Origin of the sequence: Undibacterium sp. FT79W (assembly GCF_014284215.1) — a bacterium.
Lineage (GTDB): Bacteria > Pseudomonadota > Gammaproteobacteria > Burkholderiales > Burkholderiaceae_D > Undibacterium > Undibacterium aquatile.
In genome coordinates, this window is sequence record NZ_JACOGB010000002.1 from 81,597 (window position 1) to 100,944 (window position 19,348).

At 50.1% G+C, this 19,348-nt stretch carries 16 protein-coding genes; 5 read left to right on the plus strand and 11 right to left on the minus strand.

What is annotated here, in order from left to right; translation table 11 throughout:
* Nucleotides 1–3: 3 nt before the first annotated feature.
* The 5 genes from H8K38_RS03485 to H8K38_RS03505 form a co-directional block, all read right to left on the minus strand.
* Nucleotides 4–1,890: an MFS transporter gene (locus tag H8K38_RS03485; protein ID WP_186883426.1), complete on the minus strand. Its 1,887-nt coding sequence runs from the start codon at nt 1,888–1,890 to the stop codon at nt 4–6.
* 176 nt (nt 1,891–2,066) lie between these two features.
* A complete protein-coding gene (locus H8K38_RS03490; protein ID WP_186883427.1) occupies nt 2,067–2,801 on the minus strand; it encodes a polysaccharide deacetylase family protein in 735 nt (244 codons plus the stop codon).
* The gene (locus H8K38_RS03495; protein ID WP_186883428.1) at nt 2,798–4,117 is read right to left on the minus strand and encodes a hypothetical protein; all 1,320 of its coding nucleotides are present in this window, start codon (nt 4,115–4,117) and stop codon (nt 2,798–2,800) included. Before H8K38_RS03495 ends, H8K38_RS03490 begins: the two co-directional genes overlap by 4 nt.
* A gap of 13 nt (nt 4,118–4,130) precedes the next feature.
* Nucleotides 4,131–4,823, minus strand: coding sequence for a lipoprotein-releasing ABC transporter ATP-binding protein LolD (gene lolD, locus H8K38_RS03500; RefSeq protein WP_186883429.1), 693 nt, complete (start codon nt 4,821–4,823; stop codon nt 4,131–4,133).
* Nucleotides 4,816–6,072: a lipoprotein-releasing ABC transporter permease subunit gene (locus tag H8K38_RS03505; protein WP_186883430.1), complete on the minus strand. Its 1,257-nt coding sequence runs from the start codon at nt 6,070–6,072 to the stop codon at nt 4,816–4,818. The genes lolD and H8K38_RS03505 overlap by 8 nt, the downstream gene beginning before the upstream one ends.
* Nucleotides 6,073–6,129: 57 nt before the next feature.
* On the opposite strand from H8K38_RS03505, the gene H8K38_RS03510 reads away from it, so the two are divergent.
* The gene (locus tag H8K38_RS03510) at nt 6,130–7,161 is read left to right on the plus strand and encodes a hypothetical protein (RefSeq protein WP_186883431.1); all 1,032 of its coding nucleotides are present in this window, start codon (nt 6,130–6,132) and stop codon (nt 7,159–7,161) included.
* Nucleotides 7,158–8,849, plus strand: coding sequence for a single-stranded-DNA-specific exonuclease RecJ (gene recJ, locus H8K38_RS03515; protein ID WP_186883432.1), 1,692 nt, complete (start codon nt 7,158–7,160; stop codon nt 8,847–8,849). The genes H8K38_RS03510 and recJ overlap by 4 nt, the downstream gene beginning before the upstream one ends.
* Here recJ and H8K38_RS03520 read toward each other — a convergent pair.
* Entirely contained in the window at nt 8,819–9,505 is a 687-nt protein-coding gene (locus tag H8K38_RS03520; RefSeq protein ID WP_186883433.1) for an alpha/beta hydrolase, read from the minus strand. The genes recJ and H8K38_RS03520 overlap by 31 nt on opposite strands.
* A gap of 197 nt (nt 9,506–9,702) precedes the next feature.
* Between H8K38_RS03520 and H8K38_RS03525 the strand changes: the two genes are divergently transcribed.
* Entirely contained in the window at nt 9,703–11,691 is a 1,989-nt protein-coding gene (locus H8K38_RS03525) for a M61 family metallopeptidase (protein WP_186883434.1), read from the plus strand.
* A 122-nt stretch (nt 11,692–11,813) separates the two neighbouring features.
* Nucleotides 11,814–13,886 carry a M13 family metallopeptidase gene (locus H8K38_RS03530; protein WP_370587048.1) on the plus strand — a complete coding sequence of 691 codons (2,073 nt, stop codon included), beginning with the start codon at nt 11,814–11,816 and terminating at the stop codon, nt 13,884–13,886.
* A gap of 333 nt (nt 13,887–14,219) precedes the next feature.
* Here H8K38_RS03530 and H8K38_RS03535 read toward each other — a convergent pair whose 3' ends face one another.
* From H8K38_RS03535 to H8K38_RS03550, 4 genes are all read right to left on the minus strand, one after another.
* Nucleotides 14,220–14,855: a hypothetical protein gene (locus H8K38_RS03535; RefSeq protein ID WP_186883435.1), complete on the minus strand. Its 636-nt coding sequence runs from the start codon at nt 14,853–14,855 to the stop codon at nt 14,220–14,222.
* A gap of 87 nt (nt 14,856–14,942) precedes the next feature.
* A complete protein-coding gene (locus tag H8K38_RS03540; RefSeq protein WP_186883436.1) occupies nt 14,943–15,356 on the minus strand; it encodes a hypothetical protein in 414 nt (137 codons plus the stop codon).
* A gap of 11 nt (nt 15,357–15,367) precedes the next feature.
* The gene (locus H8K38_RS03545; protein WP_222610742.1) at nt 15,368–17,422 is read right to left on the minus strand and encodes an ATP-dependent DNA helicase; all 2,055 of its coding nucleotides are present in this window, start codon (nt 17,420–17,422) and stop codon (nt 15,368–15,370) included.
* 48 nt (nt 17,423–17,470) lie between these two features.
* Entirely contained in the window at nt 17,471–17,671 is a 201-nt protein-coding gene (locus tag H8K38_RS03550) for a YdcH family protein (protein WP_186883437.1), read from the minus strand.
* An 82-nt stretch (nt 17,672–17,753) separates the two neighbouring features.
* On the opposite strand from H8K38_RS03550, the gene H8K38_RS03555 reads away from it, so the two are divergent.
* Nucleotides 17,754–18,554: a PP2C family serine/threonine-protein phosphatase gene (locus H8K38_RS03555; protein ID WP_186883438.1), complete on the plus strand. Its 801-nt coding sequence runs from the start codon at nt 17,754–17,756 to the stop codon at nt 18,552–18,554.
* Nucleotides 18,555–18,621: 67 nt separating this feature from the next.
* Here the strand turns inward: H8K38_RS03555 and H8K38_RS03560 are convergent, their stop codons facing one another.
* Nucleotides 18,622–19,269, minus strand: a complete 648-nt coding sequence (locus H8K38_RS03560) for a glutathione S-transferase family protein (RefSeq protein ID WP_186883439.1) — start codon at nt 19,267–19,269, stop codon at nt 18,622–18,624.
* Nucleotides 19,270–19,348 lie beyond the last annotated feature (79 nt).

Consider the following 19,348-nt stretch of genomic DNA (forward strand, 5'->3'; position numbering starts at 1 on the left):
TTTTTATCTCCAGTCGCCACGCAATTGTTTTACTTTTGCTTGCAGCACCAACGGCGTTACTTCTGACGCCGCCATTTCTTCACCAACCACTAATTCCAGTTTTGAAAAAGGCCCGCGCCGGAATGCACGCTCAAAAGGATTGCCTTTGTCGCGCGTAAAAAAGCTCCCCCATAATCCTCGTAACGCCATCGGATAAACCGGTACCGGCGAGCGCTCCAGAATTTTCATAATTCCGCCTTTGAACTCATTCATGTCGCCCGTATGCGTCAGCTTGCCCTCAGGGAAAATACAAACTAACTCCCCTTCATGCAATGTCTGAGCGATATCGATATAGGACTTTTCCATCAGCCACGGGTCTTCTTTGGCCGGCGCAATCGGAATCGCTTTCGCCGTACGGAATATCCAGGACAAAAACGGAATTTTAAAAATTCTGTGATCCATCACAAAACGAATCGGACGCGGACTGGATGCCCCGATCACAATCGCATCCATATAAGACACGTGATTACAGACCAGCACCGCGCCACCTTCGAGTGGAATCCTATCTGTATTGACGGTTTTGACCCTGTGCACAGTCTGAATCAGCAACCATGCCACAAAACGCATCAGGAACTCAGGCACCAGACTGAATATATAAATAGCGACTATCGCATTCAGAATCGCGGTCGCCATGAAAATCTGTGGAATCGTAAAGCCATTCTTCAACATCAGCATGGCCGACAGGGACGCAACGACCATGAACAGCGCATTCAGAATATTCATACCAGCAATAGTCCGCGACAGATGTTTCGGGTCGCAACGTGTCTGAATTAAGGCAAACAAAGGAACGATATAAAAGCCGCCAAAGACACCGATCATGACGATGTCAAACAAGATGCGCAAACTGCCTGTCTGTTCTAAAAACTGCAAAAAATCAACACCGGAAGTATTGATATAAGCAACGCTGGATAAATACAAATCGAAGCCAAACACCGATAAACCGATAGAGCCAAACGGCACCAGACCAATTTCAACTTTATGACCGGACAGTTTTTCGCATAGCAAGGAACCAGCGCCTATCCCAAACGAAAAAAAGGTCAGTAACAGCACGAAAACACTATGGTCGCCATGCAGATAATTTTTGGCATACGAAGGAAATTGCGCCAGCAATATGGCGCCGTAAAACCAGAACCAGGAATTTCCCAGTAAGGAAAGAAACACAGGCCGGTTCTGTTTGCTGAAACTGATATTGCGCACCGTTTCCGTGGCGGCATTCCAGTTAATCTTCAATTCCGGTTCCGGTGCAGGTGAATATGGAATTCTGCGACTCGTCAGGTAACCAATCACCGCAACAATGACCGCACCAGCAGCAACCAGTTCTACTCCCCATGGTTTATGGGTAACCAGCATTGCGCCCAGAATCTCTCCCAGCAAAATACCAACAAACGTTCCCATTTCTATCAGGCCGTTACCGCCGACCAACTCGTCTGTTTGCAAATGCTGCGGTAAATACGCATATTTCACGGGGCCAAACAAGGTTGAATGTATTCCCATACCAGCCACAGCAGCGATCAGCACCCACAGGTTATGGCTCATCCAGCCGAATGCAGCGATCAGCATAATAATAATTTCCAGCAGCTTAATTTTCCGCGCCATGCCGCCTTTTTCGAATTTATCGGCAAACTGCCCCGATGTCGCAGAAAACAGAACAAACGGCAAAATGAATAAGCCCGGAATGAGATTGTTCAGCAAATCGACATCCATGTTCGCCCAATTCAACGCGTCATAAGTCAATATGGTCAACAGCGCTATTTTGAAAAAATTATCATTAAATGCACCAAAGAATTGCGTCCAAAAAAATGGGGCAAAACGTCGTTGGGTAAGCAGCGCGAACTGACTGTGTTTACTCATAAAGTTGCTCGTTAAAAAAGGCGAAAAGGAAGTGTGAGATTGTAACTGACAAGATTGCAAAATAAGTAAGCATCTGTAAATTCAGCAACAATGAATAAGCCTGACCAGTTAATCTGTGACTGTGGTCAGAGACAGCGCAGCAGCATGACATGAAGTCAGGAAACCGCAATGGAAATTCAGGATTGGAAAAAAGCGATCGCTTTTTCGACGGTCAGAATGCGGCAAGAGGACTGGCTTGCTATCCGCAATGCCATTTCCAGTTGTTCCGGCGTTGTGCCCCACGGACCAGGCTCATTCCTGACCTCATGAGAATAAAAAATCAGCCAGCCGCCTTCATTTGCAGTTTGCTGAATCAGTTGTAATACCGTATCAGCATCAGTCTTATCCGCATACAAGGCTTGTGCACGCAAGGCGGATAAATCCGCTTTTCCTATGTGTGTGCCACCACCGGTGATGCGGTTGTACAAGAATCGTTCCGAAGCGGCTATTTTGCTGGGCAAATCGTAGGCGCCAAACGGGAATGCAAATCCCCTATTCGGCAATTGATGCATCTCAAAAAACGCCTGATTGCTCTGCCAATCCCGACGCAGAGCAGAAAGACCATTGTTGGCGCAGTTCATGTGGGAAAAAGTGTGGCAGCCAATTTCATGGCCATCTGCAATGAGCTTCTGCAAATCTTTCACGCTGTGGCAGGTCTGCCCCTGCTCTGTACCGTCAGTTAATTTGCCACAAACGTAAAAACTGCCACGCGCCTGATAGCGCTCGAGAATTTCTGCGCCAGTATGACAAGCGCTGGCCGGCACATCGTCAAATGAAAAACTGACGACACCTTGTTGTTTGCGCAAATTAATCCATCGCCCTGCGAGATGGCGTGCGGCAAAGCGGCTGGCTTTTTTGTACAAGGACATCATTCGCGTATCGGCTCTGTGGCACTTAAAGATTGTTGATAGCGCTGCAAACCTAATCGTGCAGCGCTGCCGGGAAGATTCTCAAACGTATATTCTATGCCAAGACGGACGACCCCTTGCCTGAGTTTGATATCGTCAGCAACCCTATCTGTTTTTTCGTAAAAGCTGTCGAATAAAAGCCGGAAACCACGTTCGAACTGGTAACTCGCACCAACACCGATGCGTTGTAATTTCTCTTTGCGGGAAGAATTATTGTCGGGTCTGACTAATCTGGGAATCAGCTCCTGATCACTATTCTGCAGCAAGGCTGAAAAATTGACGTTAGTTTTATCCGACCACTTCCACAACGCGTCAACGCGTGCACCTTTACTGACCACATACAGAATGGAGGGGTCAACGATCGTAAATGGTCTGTCGAATAGCTGCAAATCCAGCCTTAACATTGTTGAGTAATGATAAGTACCACGCCAGATCGCGTTAAATAAACGGGTATCACGTTCGTGCAACACATCATAGCGGCGACGTATCAGCCCCAGATGGGCGCTGGTGATGGTCTTGATGCTATAGCGCCACTCACCATCCAGATACAGCTCCGTTTCTTTGTATTTTTTATCCAGATCCCGCACTTGCTCTGGCGTTCTGTCGGCAAAACGGGTCTCAGATAAACGCGTCCCCGCCTCGATACTGGAACCCGTTGGCGACATATAACGCAAACCTAGCTGCTGACCGCGTTCGTCAAAGTTATATAACTGGTTCAGGTCCAGATCGTAGTTCAGCGCATTCCGAAACAGGCTCGCACTAAGCATCCAGTCGTCATCTGGTTTTATTCTGACGTCTGCTCCGGCACGGCGCGAATGCGCGATATCCCGCTCCGTCAGGCTACCATTAATGTACTCAAACAAACGTTTATCTTTACCGGCATATACCCTGCCACTGACGGATTTACCTGCCTGCCAATCGAAAGCAGCGTCCGCTGCGCCTGGTTGATGGTCAAGCTGACGATATTCCTTGTAATGGCGATTTCCGAGAGAGCCGCTGAGAGTCAGGCGCGTCTGATCAGACAGCAAAGGTATGATGGCGCCGGCGCGGATATCGCTTGCATTCACAGTCTCGGTCAGACGTTGTATCTGTTCCTGCTTACGCCCGCCCCCGACCTGATCGTCATAAAAGCGGAATGGATTAGTATCCCGGGACAGTGAAGTTTCTAATTGCAGCACCAGTTCCGTGGTCGCGAACGCAGGCCATGAGCTCAGCACAAACAGACAAGCTACACCCGTTTTTTTGTACTTGCTATTGAACTGCGTCGCCGTCCGCTTCATAGACTCAGCAACCTTATTGCTGTAGCAGACCCTGTTCCGATAAACGGAACACGCGATCGCAACGTCCGGCAAGCCCGGCATCATGGGTCACAATCACAAAAGCGGTACCTAATGTTCTGGATAATTCCAGCATCAGTGCAAATACCTGTTGAGCAGTGCCGCTGTCGAGATTGCCCGTTGGTTCATCTGCCAGAACACATGCTGGCTGCGTCACCAAGGCACGTGCCAGAGCAACCCGTTGTCGCTCGCCACCAGATAACTCACCCGGCACATGCGTGACTCTGTGCTCCAGCCCGACTTTGGCCAGTATTGCCTGCGCCTGCTGATGTGCCTCCGCACGCGGAATACGGCGAATCAGCAAGGGCATTGCGACGTTATCAAGCGCAGAAAATTCCGGCAATAAATGATGGAACTGATACACAAAGCCCAAAGAACGATTGCGCATCACGCCACGCACAGACTCGCTTAAGTTTGCGAGATCTTCACCCAGAAGACGAACCTGACCTGTCGTCGGCGTATCAAGGCCACCTAACAAATGCAACAACGTCGATTTACCTGAGCCAGATGCACCGATAATTGCGACGCGCTCTCCGGCATTGACTGTCAGATCAATTCCCTGCAACACCTTGACCGCTTCCGCGCCTTCATTGAAGGTTTTGCCAAGCTGGGTACAACTTAAAATTGCTTTTTCTGTGAAATTACTCATAACGCAAGGCCTCCGCCGGTTTAACGCAGGCTGCTCGCCAGCTGGGATAAATAGTTGCGGCAAATGCCAATACAACCGCCATGCTGCTGATTTGCCAGACGTCTGCCCAACGCAGATCCGATGGCAAGGCACTGATGAAATACAGATCTTTCGGCAGGAAATTGACGCCTAACAGATGTTCGATCGCGGGCACAATCACATCAATATTCAACGCCACCAGAACGCCGAGCGCGACGCCTAAACCGGTGCCGATCAGACCAACGATGCCACCTTGTATCATGAATATTTTCATGATGGAACCTGGCGAAGCACCAAGTGTACGAAGAATCGCAATATCCGCCTGCTTATCGGTGACAGTCATGACCAGCGTGGACACCAGATTAAACGCGGCAACCGCCACAATCAGCGCCAGAATAATGAACATCATCGTCTTTTCTGTTTTGACGGCGGAAAAATAGTTACGGTTTTGTTGCGACCAATCGCGGATCAGCAAATCACCGGTCAAGGTTTGCGACAATTCCAACGCAACCTGCGGCGCTTTTAACATATCCTTGATACGCAGACGCAAGCCAGAAGGTGCAGACAGGCGGAAAAATTTTTGCGCATCTTCGATCTGCATAAATCCCATGCCAGAATCGAATTCATAATGTCCGGCATCAAAAATGCCGACCACATTAAATGCTTTCAGACGCGGCACCATGCCTGCAGGCGTCATCTGCCCTTCGGGTGCCGCCAGTGTCACTTTGTCGCCGACTCTGACATGCAAACTGCTCGCCAGCGCCGTACCCAGAATAATATTGAACTCTCCCGGTCTCAGGTCTTCCCATCTTCCAACTTTGATTTTTGTCGCCACTTCCGACACTTTAGGCTCCTGATCTGGCAATACGCCACGCAGAATCACGCCGCGCATCACATCGTCGCGGATAATCATCGCCTGCCCATCAACGTAAGGCGCACTGGCGACAACAGAAGAATTTTTCTGCGCCTGCAGTGCCGTATTTTTCCAGTCTGGCATAGAACCGGCTGCGTCAAATACTTCAATATGTGACAGCACCGATAACATACGGTCGCGGACTTCTTTCTGAAATCCGTTCATCACCGACAGCACAATAATCAGCGCGGCGACACCGAGTGCGATACCGAACATAGAGATCATGGAAATGAAAGAAATGAAGCTATTACGACCACTGCGACGTCCGGCGCGCGTGTAACGCAGACCCACTAGCCATTCAAAAGAGAGATTTTTCACTGCAAATGTCGTTTCAAGGAATTAAGGCAGACAGAAGTTTGCCATACAATACGCTCTATGAAAAATTTAGAACTGATATTGCCGTTCAGCATTCCCCCATCCGGACTAGAGAATGATCTGCTCAAAGCGATGCAAACGCCTGCACTGGCTCGCTTGATTGCATCTGCAAAGCGCATGCCACTCAGGAACATTGATCCATTTTCCAAAGCACTGGTACATGAATATTTTCTGGCAAACGAACTGCAAGGTGCACACGACTGCGACCCGCCAGTCACGTTAAACCGTATGCGGGACATGGGTTTGCAGCCAGTCGATGGGCGCTGGTTCACACTGCAACCGGTGCATATTCATATCGCCCGCGATCATTTGGTTCTGACTGACCAACGACGACTCGACATCTCCGAACAAGAATCTCGCGTCTTGTTTGAGATTGCAAAAACAGCGACCGACGAAGCAGGGATGACACTACAGTATGGCAACGCATCGACCTGGTTTCTGCGCGCTGATGGCTGGACTGGTTTAAAAACAGCCAGTGCTGATGCGGCCTGCGGCCATAATGTCGATATCTGGATGCCGGATGGTGAGCATGCAAGAGCATGGCGCAAACTGCAAAATGAAATTCAGATGATGTGGTTCGCACATACGCTGAATGATGAGCGTGAAGCGCAAGGAAAAAAAGCCATTAACTCGGTCTGGCTTTCTGGTGGCGCGGACACACTGATGGAACAAGAAAAGCGCATTCATACAGCACAGTCGTTTGCCGATTTGCTGTTTGCACCGGATTTACAAAATACACAAAACGCACAAAACAAGACAACTTCAACAGACACGACCTGCGTCTTACTTGAACATTTAACTGAGTCCGCAATCAATAGCGATTGGGGACAATGGCTGACGCAAATGCAGACCTTGGAAAACGATTGGTTTGCGCCTGTGTTGGCGGCATTAAAAAACCGCCAGCTCAACAGCATCACCCTGCACTGCTCTGATGCACATCTGCTTGCCAGCTTTAAGCTGACGCCGTGGTCGCTGCGCCAATTTTGGATCAAGCCCCGCCTGCAAGCACTTTTTACACTGAAGCCAACATGACCCGCATTACCACCCGCCCCTATTCCCTGCGCGAATCAGAAATGCTGCGGCAAAACGGCATGCATCCGGTGTTGGCGCGCCTGTATGCAGCACGTGGCGTGCTGAGCGAAACCGAATTGAGCACAGAATTAAGTGCCATGTTGCCGCCATCAGGCTTATTGCAAATAGAAAAAGCGGCGGTCTTTCTGGCGGACGCGATCGCCGCACGTAAGAAATTAGTCATCGTTGCCGACTATGACTGTGACGGCGCCACGGCCTGCGCGGTCGCCATTCGCGGCTTGCGTATGCTGGGCGCGAATGTGGATTACATCGTGCCGAATCGTTTTGAATACGGCTATGGTCTGACACCGGAAATCGTCGCGCTGACCATACGCGAAAAATCACCGGATATCATCGTCACCGTTGACAACGGCATTGCCAGTGTTGACGGCGTTGCGGCAGCACAAGCGCAGGGTATCGCGGTACTCGTGACCGATCATCATTTACCCGGCGAGCAGTTGCCCGATGCCGAGGTAATCGTCAATCCGAATCAGCCTGACTGCACTTTCGGCAGTAAGCATCTGGCTGGCGTTGGCGTGATGTTTTATGTGTTACTCGCGCTGCGGGCAGAATTGCGTAAGCGCGGCGTGTTTGACCAGCAACAACAGCCCAAGCTCGATACCCTGCTCGATCTGGTCGCCCTCGGCACGGTTGCTGACGTCGTGCGGCTCGATGCCAATAACCGCATCCTCGTTGCGCAAGGGCTTAAACGCATGCGCGCCGGACGTGTTTGTGCGGGCATTGCAGCGCTATTCAGAGTCGCAGGTCGCGAACCGCGTAATGCCAGCCCGTTTGATCTGGGTTTTGCACTTGGCCCGCGCTTAAATGCCGCTGGCCGGCTTGCTGATATGTCGCTGGGCATAGAATGCCTGACGACTGACGACGAAGGCCGTGCCTGGCAAATCGCGCAGGAGCTCAACGGCATCAATGCCGACCGCAAAGACATAGAACGCGACATGCAAGACGTTGCGCTGCTGCATCTGGATCAGTTCGAACCTGCAGCCAACCACACCATTACCGTGTTTGACGAAAGCTGGCATCAGGGTGTGATCGGCATCGTCGCCTCGCGACTCAAAGATAAGTTTTATCGCCCCACCATTACCTTTGCGCCCGGTGGCGATGGCTTAATCAAGGGTTCCGGCCGTTCTATTCCGGGCTTTCACCTGCGTGATGCACTCGATCTGGTCTCGAAACATGCGCCGACGCTGATAAAAAAATTCGGTGGGCATGCGATGGCGGCCGGACTAACCTTACGCCACGACGATTTACCTGCATTTCAGCAAGCGTTTGAAGCCGTAGGGAAAAGCTGGTTGCAACAACATCAGTTAGAACGAATCATCGAAACTGACGGCGCACTCGAAGAAGCCTATTTCAGCACCGACTTTATCGCCTTAATGGATAGCCAGGTCTGGGGTCAGGGTTTTCCGCCGCCGGTGTTCTGCGATGACTTTAAACTGATCTCACAACGCATTTTGAAAGAACGCCATTTAAAACTGGTGCTGGAGAAAAAAGGCGTTCGTTATGACGCTATCTGGTTTGGCCATACCGACACCCTGAGCGAGCATGTGCATGTGGCATTCCGGCTCGATGCCAATGAATACAACGGCGTCACCAGGGTTCAGTTATTGGTCGAGCATATTGAATGCTGACGCGTCAGAAACTGCACGACGGCATCCGCCGCCAGCGCCATGTTTTCTGCTGACGCACGTTCAAGTAACTGCGTATCCGGCGTGTGAATTTGCAGCAGATGATCACCGCGCAGCAGTGTTAAGGTGATATTTGCTGCAGCCTGATCCGCAATACGGTGCACGCTAGCAACCCTGCAATCAGGATCATTGTCGCCGCAGACGATCCGCAAAGGGCGGGATTCTGCGAGCAGACCCGGGTAATATGTGTCGGTAACATCGCATGGCTGCCCCTCTTGCATTTCATCGAACAAGGGTGTCATCAGCACGCCGCTTTTCAATTCAGCGTCGTCGCGCAGTGCCTGCCATGCAATGATGCTACCGAATGATTTTCCGAAAACATGCACTTGCGCTGGCAATACACGTGATTCTGCCCGTAACTGCTCTATCACTTCTTTGAGTTGCTCCAACTCATCCTGTAACGCAGATGATGGCTGACCGGCGAGCGGATCGCTTTCGTAGAAACACCAGTTAAAACGACATACGGCAAACCCTGCCGCGACCGCTTTATCCGCCAGCAGGCTGAATAACTCCCTGTGCATGGCGTAACGTAAACCCGGGGCAATCACGATTGCGGGAAAAGAGCCGCTACCGGCGAGAAAATCGACCAAGAAAGTCATGTTTCTATCGTTTCAGGTTTAATTCAGTTTTGACTATGTTTTGACTGTGTTTTGACTAATTTTCAATTAAATAGTAACTTAGTTTTGGAAACTAATTTTCATTTACGCAGTCCATGTATTGATAGGTAACCAATATTACCCAAATCAAAAACCAAAAAAGATCCTCAAAGACCTGAAAGACGAAAAGAAACAATTACATGAGATTGCCCGCTAGCAAACCTTTATCATCAGCGACCGCACTGCTCCCCTTATTCGGATTATTCCTCAGCGGTTTCTTTACATTGAATTGCGCTCTTGCTGCGACAGAAAACGTTGCTACCGACAAGACTCAGGTCAGCACAGGGAAATCTGCTGGCAACAAAGCTTATCCGGGCATCGTGCAACTGACCGTTGATGCCAGCGATCTGGACAGGAAAATTTTTAACATCCGCGCCAGTATTCCGGTACAAACTGGCCCGCTGACACTATATTTCCCCGAATGGCTGCCAGGCAAACATGGCACAAACGTAGCCTTGAACCAGCTTGCAGGGCTGCATTTCAGCGGCAACCAGCAATCCATCGCCTGGAAACGTGACCCATTGAATATGTATGCGTTTCATCTGCAAATTCCTGCAGGCGTCAGTCAGCTCAAAGCCGAATATCAGTTCCTGTCACCGACGGATGATAAATTCGGCCGCGTTACGATGACGCCGGAAATTATCGGTGTGCAATGGAATAACATGATTCTGTATCCGGCGGGCGCAGCGTCTGACCAGATACAGATTCAGCCTACCCTGATTTTGCCAGCTGGATTTCAATTCGGCAGCGCACTGAAGCTGGCAGAAAAAAGTGAGAACCTGAGCCCAAGTCAAAGCCAAAACGAGTTTCAGTTCAAGACTGTCACACTGGAACAACTGGTCGATTCACCAGTCTTTGCAGGAAAGTATTTCAAACGTTTTGATCTCAATCCCGGCGCAAAAGTACCTGTGCATCTGAATGTGGTGGCGGATAAACCTGAATCACTGAATGCCACGCCCGAACAAATCGCAGCGCATAAGGCGCTGGTGCAGCAAGCGACTATCCTGTTCGGTTCACAACATTATCGCCATTACGATTTTTTACTGGCGCTCAGCGATGAATTTTCCGGCATAGGGCTTGAACATCACCAGTCCAGCGAAAATGGCGTGCGCCCGGGTTACTTCAGCGATTGGGCAAAAAAATCCAGTGGCCGCGATTTGCTCGCGCATGAATACACCCATTCATGGAACGGAAAATTCCGCCGCCCCGCAGATCTGCTGACCCCACATTTCAACACCCCGATGCAGGATAGTCTGCTGTGGGTGTATGAAGGTCAGACTCAGTACTGGGGCTATGTATTGGCAGCGCGTTCGGGATTGATGAAGCAGGAACATATTCGCGACGTGCTGGCAAACGTGGCCGCTTATTACGATCATCAGAGCGGGCGCAGCTGGCGCAATTTGCAGGACACGACTAATAATCCCGTGTTTGTGAGCCGCCGCAGTCAGGCCTGGAGTGATTTTCAGCGGGATGAAGATTATTACAGAGAAGGCGCATTACTCTGGCTGGAAGTGGATGCACAATTGCGCGCACTTTCAGCAGAAAAGCGTTCGCTGAATGATTTTGCCAGCAAGTTTTTTGGCGTCAACAACGGCAGCACAAGCCCGCTCAGCTATCAATTGAGCGACATTATCAGCACCCTCAATGAAATACAGCCATTTGACTGGGGGCATTTCCTGCAAGAGCGTCTGGAAGGTTTGCAAAGTAAAACCCCAACTGCGAGCCTGGAACTGGCAGGCTGGAAACTGGTGTACACCGAGAAACCGTCTGAGTATGCGAAAGCAACAGAAGATACACAGGATGGTGACTTTCTGTATTCACTCGGATTCAGTCTGGATAAAACCGGCAAAATCACTCGCCTGCTATTAAACACCCCTGCCGGCAAAGCGAATATCCTGAGCGGCAGCCTGATCATCGCCGTTAATGGCAAAAGCTATAAAGCAGACGCCCTGAAATCAGCGATCACCAATGCTAAAACGCAGAAGCAAGCAATAGAGCTGATCGTCAGACATGGTGAATACTACCGGACGATCAAGCTCGATTATTTTGAAGGATTAAAATACCCGGCATTAGTACGTAATAATCTTGTTCCAGACCGGCTGTCGAAAATACTCACACCGTTAAAATGATCAGTACCGTACGTCAATAATGAGACCGATCACTCAAGCCTCATCTGTTTATTTCTATCGCGCCCAGCCCTTAGGGCGACGATATTTTTATCGTTCCACCCACCGACAGGAGATCACCAAAAGTGAAAACTCAAGCAATTAAAACACCAACATTCAAAGCGCAGGTATTGAGCGCCATTGCATTACTGATCGCTGGGGCTGCCAGTGCATCTGCGGCAGAACCTGCCAAAGCAGCGCCACTGCAGTCGGGTATTGACGTTCAGTACAACGACAAATCCGTCAAACCACAAGAAGACTTTTACCGTCACGTCAATGGCACCTGGCTCAAAAATGCCCAGATCCCGTCAGACCGTTCTTCTGCCGGTGCTTTCATGGATTTGCGCGAAGCAGTTGTGCCACGTCTGCACGCCATCATCGATGGTCTGGCAAAAGCCAAGAATGCCAGCGGATCAGATGCGCAGAAAATCAGCGATCTGTACGCCAGCTTCATGGATACGAAAAGTATAGAAGCTGCTGGTCTGAAGCCATTGCAGGCAGATTTTGCCAAAATCGATGCGCTGACCGATAAAAAGCAAATTCCTGTCCTGATGGCGTGGCTCAATCGCATCAGCGTCACCGCGCCTTACGATATTCAGGTGCATCAGGACAATAAAGATTCGACCAAATACGTGCTCGACATCGCTCAATCCGGTCTGGCCTTACCTGACCGTGACTACTACCTGAAAGACGACGACGCCAAGCTGAAAGATACTCGCAGCAAATATCTGAAGCATATCGAAACCATGCTGACGATGTCGGGCGACAAAGAAGCCGCAAAAAATGCGGCGGCGATTCTCGCATTTGAAACAGAACTCGCGAAAGTACAATGGACCAAAGTCGATTTGCGCGATCCGATCAAGGCTTACAATAAAGTCGAGATCAGCAAAATCAATGAACTCACTGCAGGCTACGACTGGAATGCCTATCTGAAAGAACTCGGCGTCACCGGCAAAATTGATTATGTCATCGTCAGCCAGCCCAGCTATCTGGTTGGCATGAACAAGGTATTGCAGGAAACATCGCTCGACACGATCAAGGCGTACTTCAAATGGCATTTGCTGAGCTCGGTCGCCAGCCAGTTGCCTAAGCAATACAGCGACGAGAATTTCGCATTCTTTTCAAAAACACTGCGCGGTGTTCCTGAGCAGGAAATCCGCTGGAAACGCGGTGTTCGCCTGGTTGATTCCGGCATGGGCGAAAGCTTAGGCAAACTGTATGTGGCGAAATACTTCCCGGCTGACAGCAAAGCGAAAATGGAAAAACTGGTCGCCAATCTGTTGTTAGCGTACAAGGAAAGTATCGATACGCTGGACTGGATGAGCCCGGAAACGAAAAAAGAAGCACAGGCAAAACTGGCAACGTTCATGCCTAAAATCGGCTATCCGAATAAGTGGAAAGATTACTCCGCGCTGCACATCACCAAAGGCGATGCGGTCGGCAATCTGCGTGCGATCCGCAGCTTCGCCGCACAAACCGAGCTCAATAAACTCGGCAAACCGATTGACCGCGACGAATGGGGCATGACACCGCAAACCGTGAATGCGTATTACAACCCGGAGATGAATGAAATCGTCTTCCCGGCTGCGATCCTGCAACCACCGTTTTTCAATCCGAAAGCGGACGATGCCGTGAACTACGGTGGTATCGGTACCGTTATCGGACATGAAATCAGCCACGGCTTCGACGATCAGGGTGCACAATATGACGGCGCGGGTAATCTGCGTGACTGGTGGACAAAAGAAGATCACGTTAAGTTCGCTGCAAAAACAGCCGCACTGGTCAAACAGTACAATGCGTTCAGCCCGGTTCCCGGCTACAACGTCAATGGTGAACTGACACTGGGCGAAAATATTGCCGATAATTCTGGTCTGGCGATTTCTTACAAAGCCTATCAGTTATCCCTCGGTGGCAAACCTGCACCGGTCATCAATGGTTTAACCGGCAATCAGCGTTTCTTCACCGGCTTCGGTCAGGTCTGGCGTGGCAAGTTGCGCGAACAGGAAGCGATCATCCGCATCAAGACTGACCCGCACTCGCCTGGCGAATTCCGCGCCAACGGCTCCTTGCGCAACATGACACCGTTCTATCAGTCGTTCGGCGTTAAAGAAGGCGACAAGATGTATCTGCCACCAGCAGAACGCGTCACGATCTGGTAATCAGCCAACTGATCGTTTTACTGGCGTATAACAGCGACAGCGGTAGTTCGATATAAAAAGCCGGGCATAGAAATATGCCCGGCTTTTTTTGTCTGAAGTACTGAATTTGCCTATCAGCAGACATAGCGTGCAAAGTATCGCAGCATCGCCCAACGCCTGTTTGACACCCTCCGAAGGCTAAATAAGAGCTAAATAATACTGGGGGGAGTATATTTTATAGCCCTTTTTTTATAAGGAGATAAAGGCGAAAAACACAGATACTCCCCTGAAAATGCATTTTTTCAGGGAGATTCAGGGTGATTTCAGCTTGGCTTCTGGTTGATTCAGGCTGATTCAGGTTGGTGCAGAAGCGCCCAGCAAGATAATTCCCGGAATCAGATTGCGCCCGTCCGCACCGAGATATTCGCGGGTTTCAGCGGGAAAACTCCATGCCATCATACCTGCCTCTGATGTGCGCAAAGCGGCGATCAGCGCAAGAATATCCGCCTCAAGTCGCTCAGCTGTCGGCGCACAGCTTGCCCTTAAATAGACCGGTAAAAATGCGATGCCGCAGGCGGCTGAGTCTATGCCGTTACGCGTGTGTCCGGCGTCTTTGACTGCCGTTGCCAGTATTTTATTGGTCAGAAAAACAGCCTGACGTGAACGCAGTGCCAGATATTCCTGCTTGGCCTCGATGAGTTCGCCGCCCTGTTCATCCGAAATCCACAAATCACAGCGTCCCAGCCATTCTTTCGTTGCATGACCGTGCTGGCGGGATTTTCTGGCCTGATATTCTTCCAGTGCCACCCGCCCCGAACGCCAGGCCGCCTGCGCCAGTATCCCGACATTGCTGCGCTCGGTGTACCAATACGCCGCATCGTCCACTTGCTGCGCAAATTCAACGTGGCACGCACCCCACTCCTGCAATACAGGCAGCCATGCGGCAAACCTGTCCTGATCCAGAATTTCTGCGCCGACTATCGCCTTCATCTCACCCTGCCAATGTCTGTTTATCTCTCGTCATCTTCCATGCAGCTAGCTCCAGCGCAGACAACGTCATTGCAACTTCCGCCCGCTTTACTGTGATTCGCTATCCGTCTGACGACGCTTCATTTCAGCGACACGAACAATCACATACGCAATCAGTGCGCAGACAAAAAACAGCAGCAGCATCCACGCGATGCCTTGTAAGGTCGCGATGATGGTGCGGTATATTTCGAGTATCCAGCGCTCGAAAGTCAGTTCCAGCAGTTTGTTTTCCTTATCAAATCTCGCTGGCACGATGTATTTTTCTAGCTCGTAAATACGCACGCCCGAAGAAATGCCAACAACCAGAATCGCAAATTTCATGTATTTCAGCCAGGCCGCGCTGATCGCATCCGCGATGATGCGCTTCAGTATCATGTCTATCGGCTGCGTGAACATACGGGAAACGAGTAAAGCAACAGCAATGGCAACGGCAAAAGTCACCAGCAACAGAGTCAGAAACATTACTTATCCTTTTAAATTCGTTCAGGCATATCAGGTGGAACGCCTTTTTCAGGCGTGACTGTGGTCGTTCTGGCGACATGCAGTTTCTCAAAAAAACTGACCACGTCGGCCTCTGCACGGGTACGGGCAAACGAAGGCAGACTTTGCCAGATGCGTTTGCCATAGGGTTTGGAAATCAGACGCGGATCGCAAATCATCAGCACACCACGATCCGATTCATCACGAATCAGACGCCCTGCCCCCTGTTTCAGATTAATAATCGCTTCGGGTAACTGGTGATGAACAAAGCCATTCAGCCCCTTTTTTTCCATCGCCGTGATCCGTGCGGCCAACACAGGGTCGTCCGGCGGCGAAAATGGCAATTTATCGATAATCACCAATGACAGCGCTTCACCGCGCACATCCACACCTTCCCAGAAACTCTGGCTGCCGATCAGCACGCCATTGCCAGCCGCCCGGAAACGATCGAGTAACTCTGTCCGTCCGGCATCGCCCTGAACAAACAAGGGGAAATTCAAACCGCGTTTTTCAAACTCCTCTTTAAATCGCTCAGCGCTGAATTTCACCGCTTTAAGTGTCGTGCATAACAAAAACGTTCGTCCGCCCGCCGCCGCGATCACCGGTAATGCAGCTTCCACTACGGCTTCCGCATAATCACGCGAATTCGGCTCAGGCATGCCGTTCGGCACATATAAAAAACCTTGTTCCTGATAATTAAACGGGCTCGGCCAGGTATGTGCGGGTTCATTCCACAAACCCATTTGCGAGACAAAATGGCTGAAATCATTTTTCACCGCCATCGTCGCCGACGTGAAAATCCATGCACGGGGCACACCTTCACGCTGCTTATTGAATATCGGTGCGATCGACAGCGGTGTGCGATGCAGTTGCAGCGAGACAGAAAATGCTTCTACCCACAAAACGTAATCGCCTTCTTTTTCCTTGCCTTTGGGTTCGGCATTCCAGTCGTCGATCTGATCTTGCAACATGATCGCGCGGGCGCGGCATTGCTCTATCGTTTCAGCGCGTTCCGCCTGTTTTTCCAACACGGCAATCATGTCGCTCATGCTGGCTTTAAGCGTATCGAGCGCTTCAAAAAACGGACTGGAAGGTGCAATCTGATCGATAGAAAGACGCACAATATCCTGCGGAAATGCCAGGCGTAAATCACGGGCGGCACGTTCAACTGGTGCCACCAGCTTCGCCCATTCCGCACCATCGCGGGCATGCGATAAGCCTTCAGCGAGGACGTCTCGGCAGAGCTCCAGCACTTGCGACGTGGATACCGTTTCGCCAAAAAAGAGAGTCGCAGTTTCCGGTAACTGATGCGCCTCATCGAAAATCACGGTATTGGCCGAAGGCAGCAATTCAGCGATGCCAGTGTCTTTCAGCGCAACGTCGGCGAAAAACAAATGGTGATTCACCACCACCACATCGGCCTGTTGCGCTTCCTTACGTGCTTTCATGACGAAGCAATCCTGGTAGTACTGACATTCCGATCCCATGCAGGTATCTTTAGTCGATGTCACCAGACTCCAGACGCTGGCATTTTCAGGAACGCGCGACAGTTCAGATTTATCACCGCTGCTGGTCGTCTTGATGAAACGTGCGATGTCGCGCAGGTAGCCGACATCTTCGCGTGAACTCAGACGTCCATTTTGCAGCGTACGCTCCAGATGATAATGGCACAGATAATTCGCCCGGCCTTTGAGCAAAGCGACCGAAACTGGCGCCCGCAAGACCTTCTTGATCATGGGAATGTCACGTAAAAACAACTGATCTTGTAAGTTTTTTGTACCAGTTGAAACAATTACTTTCCCACCCCACAGCAAAGCCGGCGTCAGATAGGCGTAGGTTTTACCCGTTCCCGTTCCTGCCTCAGCGAGCAAGGTCTTCTGACCGGCGATCGCAGCTGCCACGGATTTCGCCATTTCTGTTTGCGCCTGACGCGGGCGATAGCCGGCAATGCTGTTACTGAGCGGCCCTGTGGAGCCGAAAATCTGCTCGACTTCGGCATCATGCGATGTGCTGGTATTTATCGTGCTGGTGGGAGTATTTTCAATCAAAATGCGGCAATCAGAAGCTAAAACAGTAATATTATTGGTAAAAATAACTCAGGCAGGCACATCGGGCATCATTTGCATTTTAAGCAGAGTAATATGATCTTTGAGTTGTAATTTACGTTTTTTCAGGCGACGCAATTGCAATTCGTCGTGTGCAGGATCTGTGGTCAACGTGTTAATTACCATGTCGAGATCGCGATGTTCAACCTCTAACTCAATTATTCGTTGTCGCACTTGTTCAGGATGGCTCATAGCCTTCAGCTTAAAGTAAAATAGGATGAATTCTTGGAAATCAGCACAGGCTGAATTCCGTTAGTGTAATCTACCGAGACGTATGAGCCAATATAAGATCGAAGCTGGCACCGGACAACATATCGGTGACCGCCAGGAACAACAAGACCGTGTCGGCTTATTTGCCGCCACCAACGCACCCGGCTACATGATGGCCGTGGTTGCTGACGGCATGGGCGGAAAAAGCGGTGGCGCACTCGCAGCAGAGCAAGTCGTCCGTACGGCCAAACAATTATTTGATGATTTTTATCCGGGCAATGATGTCCGAGCATTACTCGAAAACATTCTGAACGAAGCACACACCGTCATCAAATTATCTGCTGTATCTTCAGAAAAGGAACCGCACAGCACCTTCGTTGCCATGGTCATCACGCCACAGCAACAAGCGATTTGGGCACATGCCGGCGACTCACGTTTATATCGTTTCAGTGGCCCTAATTTTGTCGAAAAAACCCGTGATCACTCTTATGTAGAACAACTCGTCGAAGAAGGAAAAATTCTTCCCGAGGAAGCCAAGACTCATAAACTATCGAACATACTGACGAATGTGCTTGGTTCAACCACCACGCCGCCTTACATCACTTTCGGTCAATACGATGGCTTAAAAGCGCACGACAGCTTTTTACTCTGCTCCGACGGTCTCTGGCATTACTTCGATGATGCAGAACTGTCTGCCGCCGTTGCCGCAAATTCACCAAGACAGGCTTCTGAATTACTGATCAGGAAAGCCCGTGACCGTGGCACGCCACGCGGCGACAACTGCACATTTGCCATTGTCAAATTAGTTGTGCCGCCTGCAGAGGTCAAAAACTATACCGTGCAGAAAATGCGCAGAGCGATATAAGCTTGAAAATTACAAAAAAAAGGAAGCAATGTTGCTTCCTTTTTTATCGCCATAGTCTGGCCAACTTCTATTTTTTCTTACTCGCAAATAAAGCCTGATTGACTTTACGGTCAGCGTTTACGGTTTGCATGTGCGGTCTTGCATTCATTCTTGCCAGATATTCCTTTACGGGTAAATCGGTCAAAAAATCACGTCCGTAAATCGCTTTCGTCGCCAGGGAAATTAATGGCAAATGGCACACCGCAACGCAATCCGCCATGGTGAATTGATCTCCCGCGATGAAATGCTCGAATTTCGCCAATTGGGCAAATGCAGAAACGTGTCGTGTCAGTTGTTTCTCCACGCGAGTCTTCACTTCATCAGAAACCTGTCCGCCAAAAAACGCCTGTGGATACAATTCGCGTGCGAGCAGCTCCAGATGCAGCTCCATAAACACGATCAGCTCCCTGACTTTTGCCGCTGCAAACGAATCTGCTGGTAACAAGGGTTTTTCCGGATAGGCTTGCTCTAAATAATCAAGGATGACCTGAGATTCGCACAGCGCACCCTGCTCAGTTTCGATGTAAGGAACTTTGCCGAGTGGCGATTTTCGCAGCAAGTCCGGGGAGCGATCAGTCCAGACAAGAACTTCCTCGAACGGGATATCTTTTTCAAGTAAAGCCAGTTTCACTTTATTGTAATAATTACTGACTGCAAAACCACAGAGCTTAATCATTTTCTGACCTCGTAACTGATACGGATTAATACGTTTTGATAACGTTGACGGCGAAGCTAAGACAGCTTCGCCAAATAGA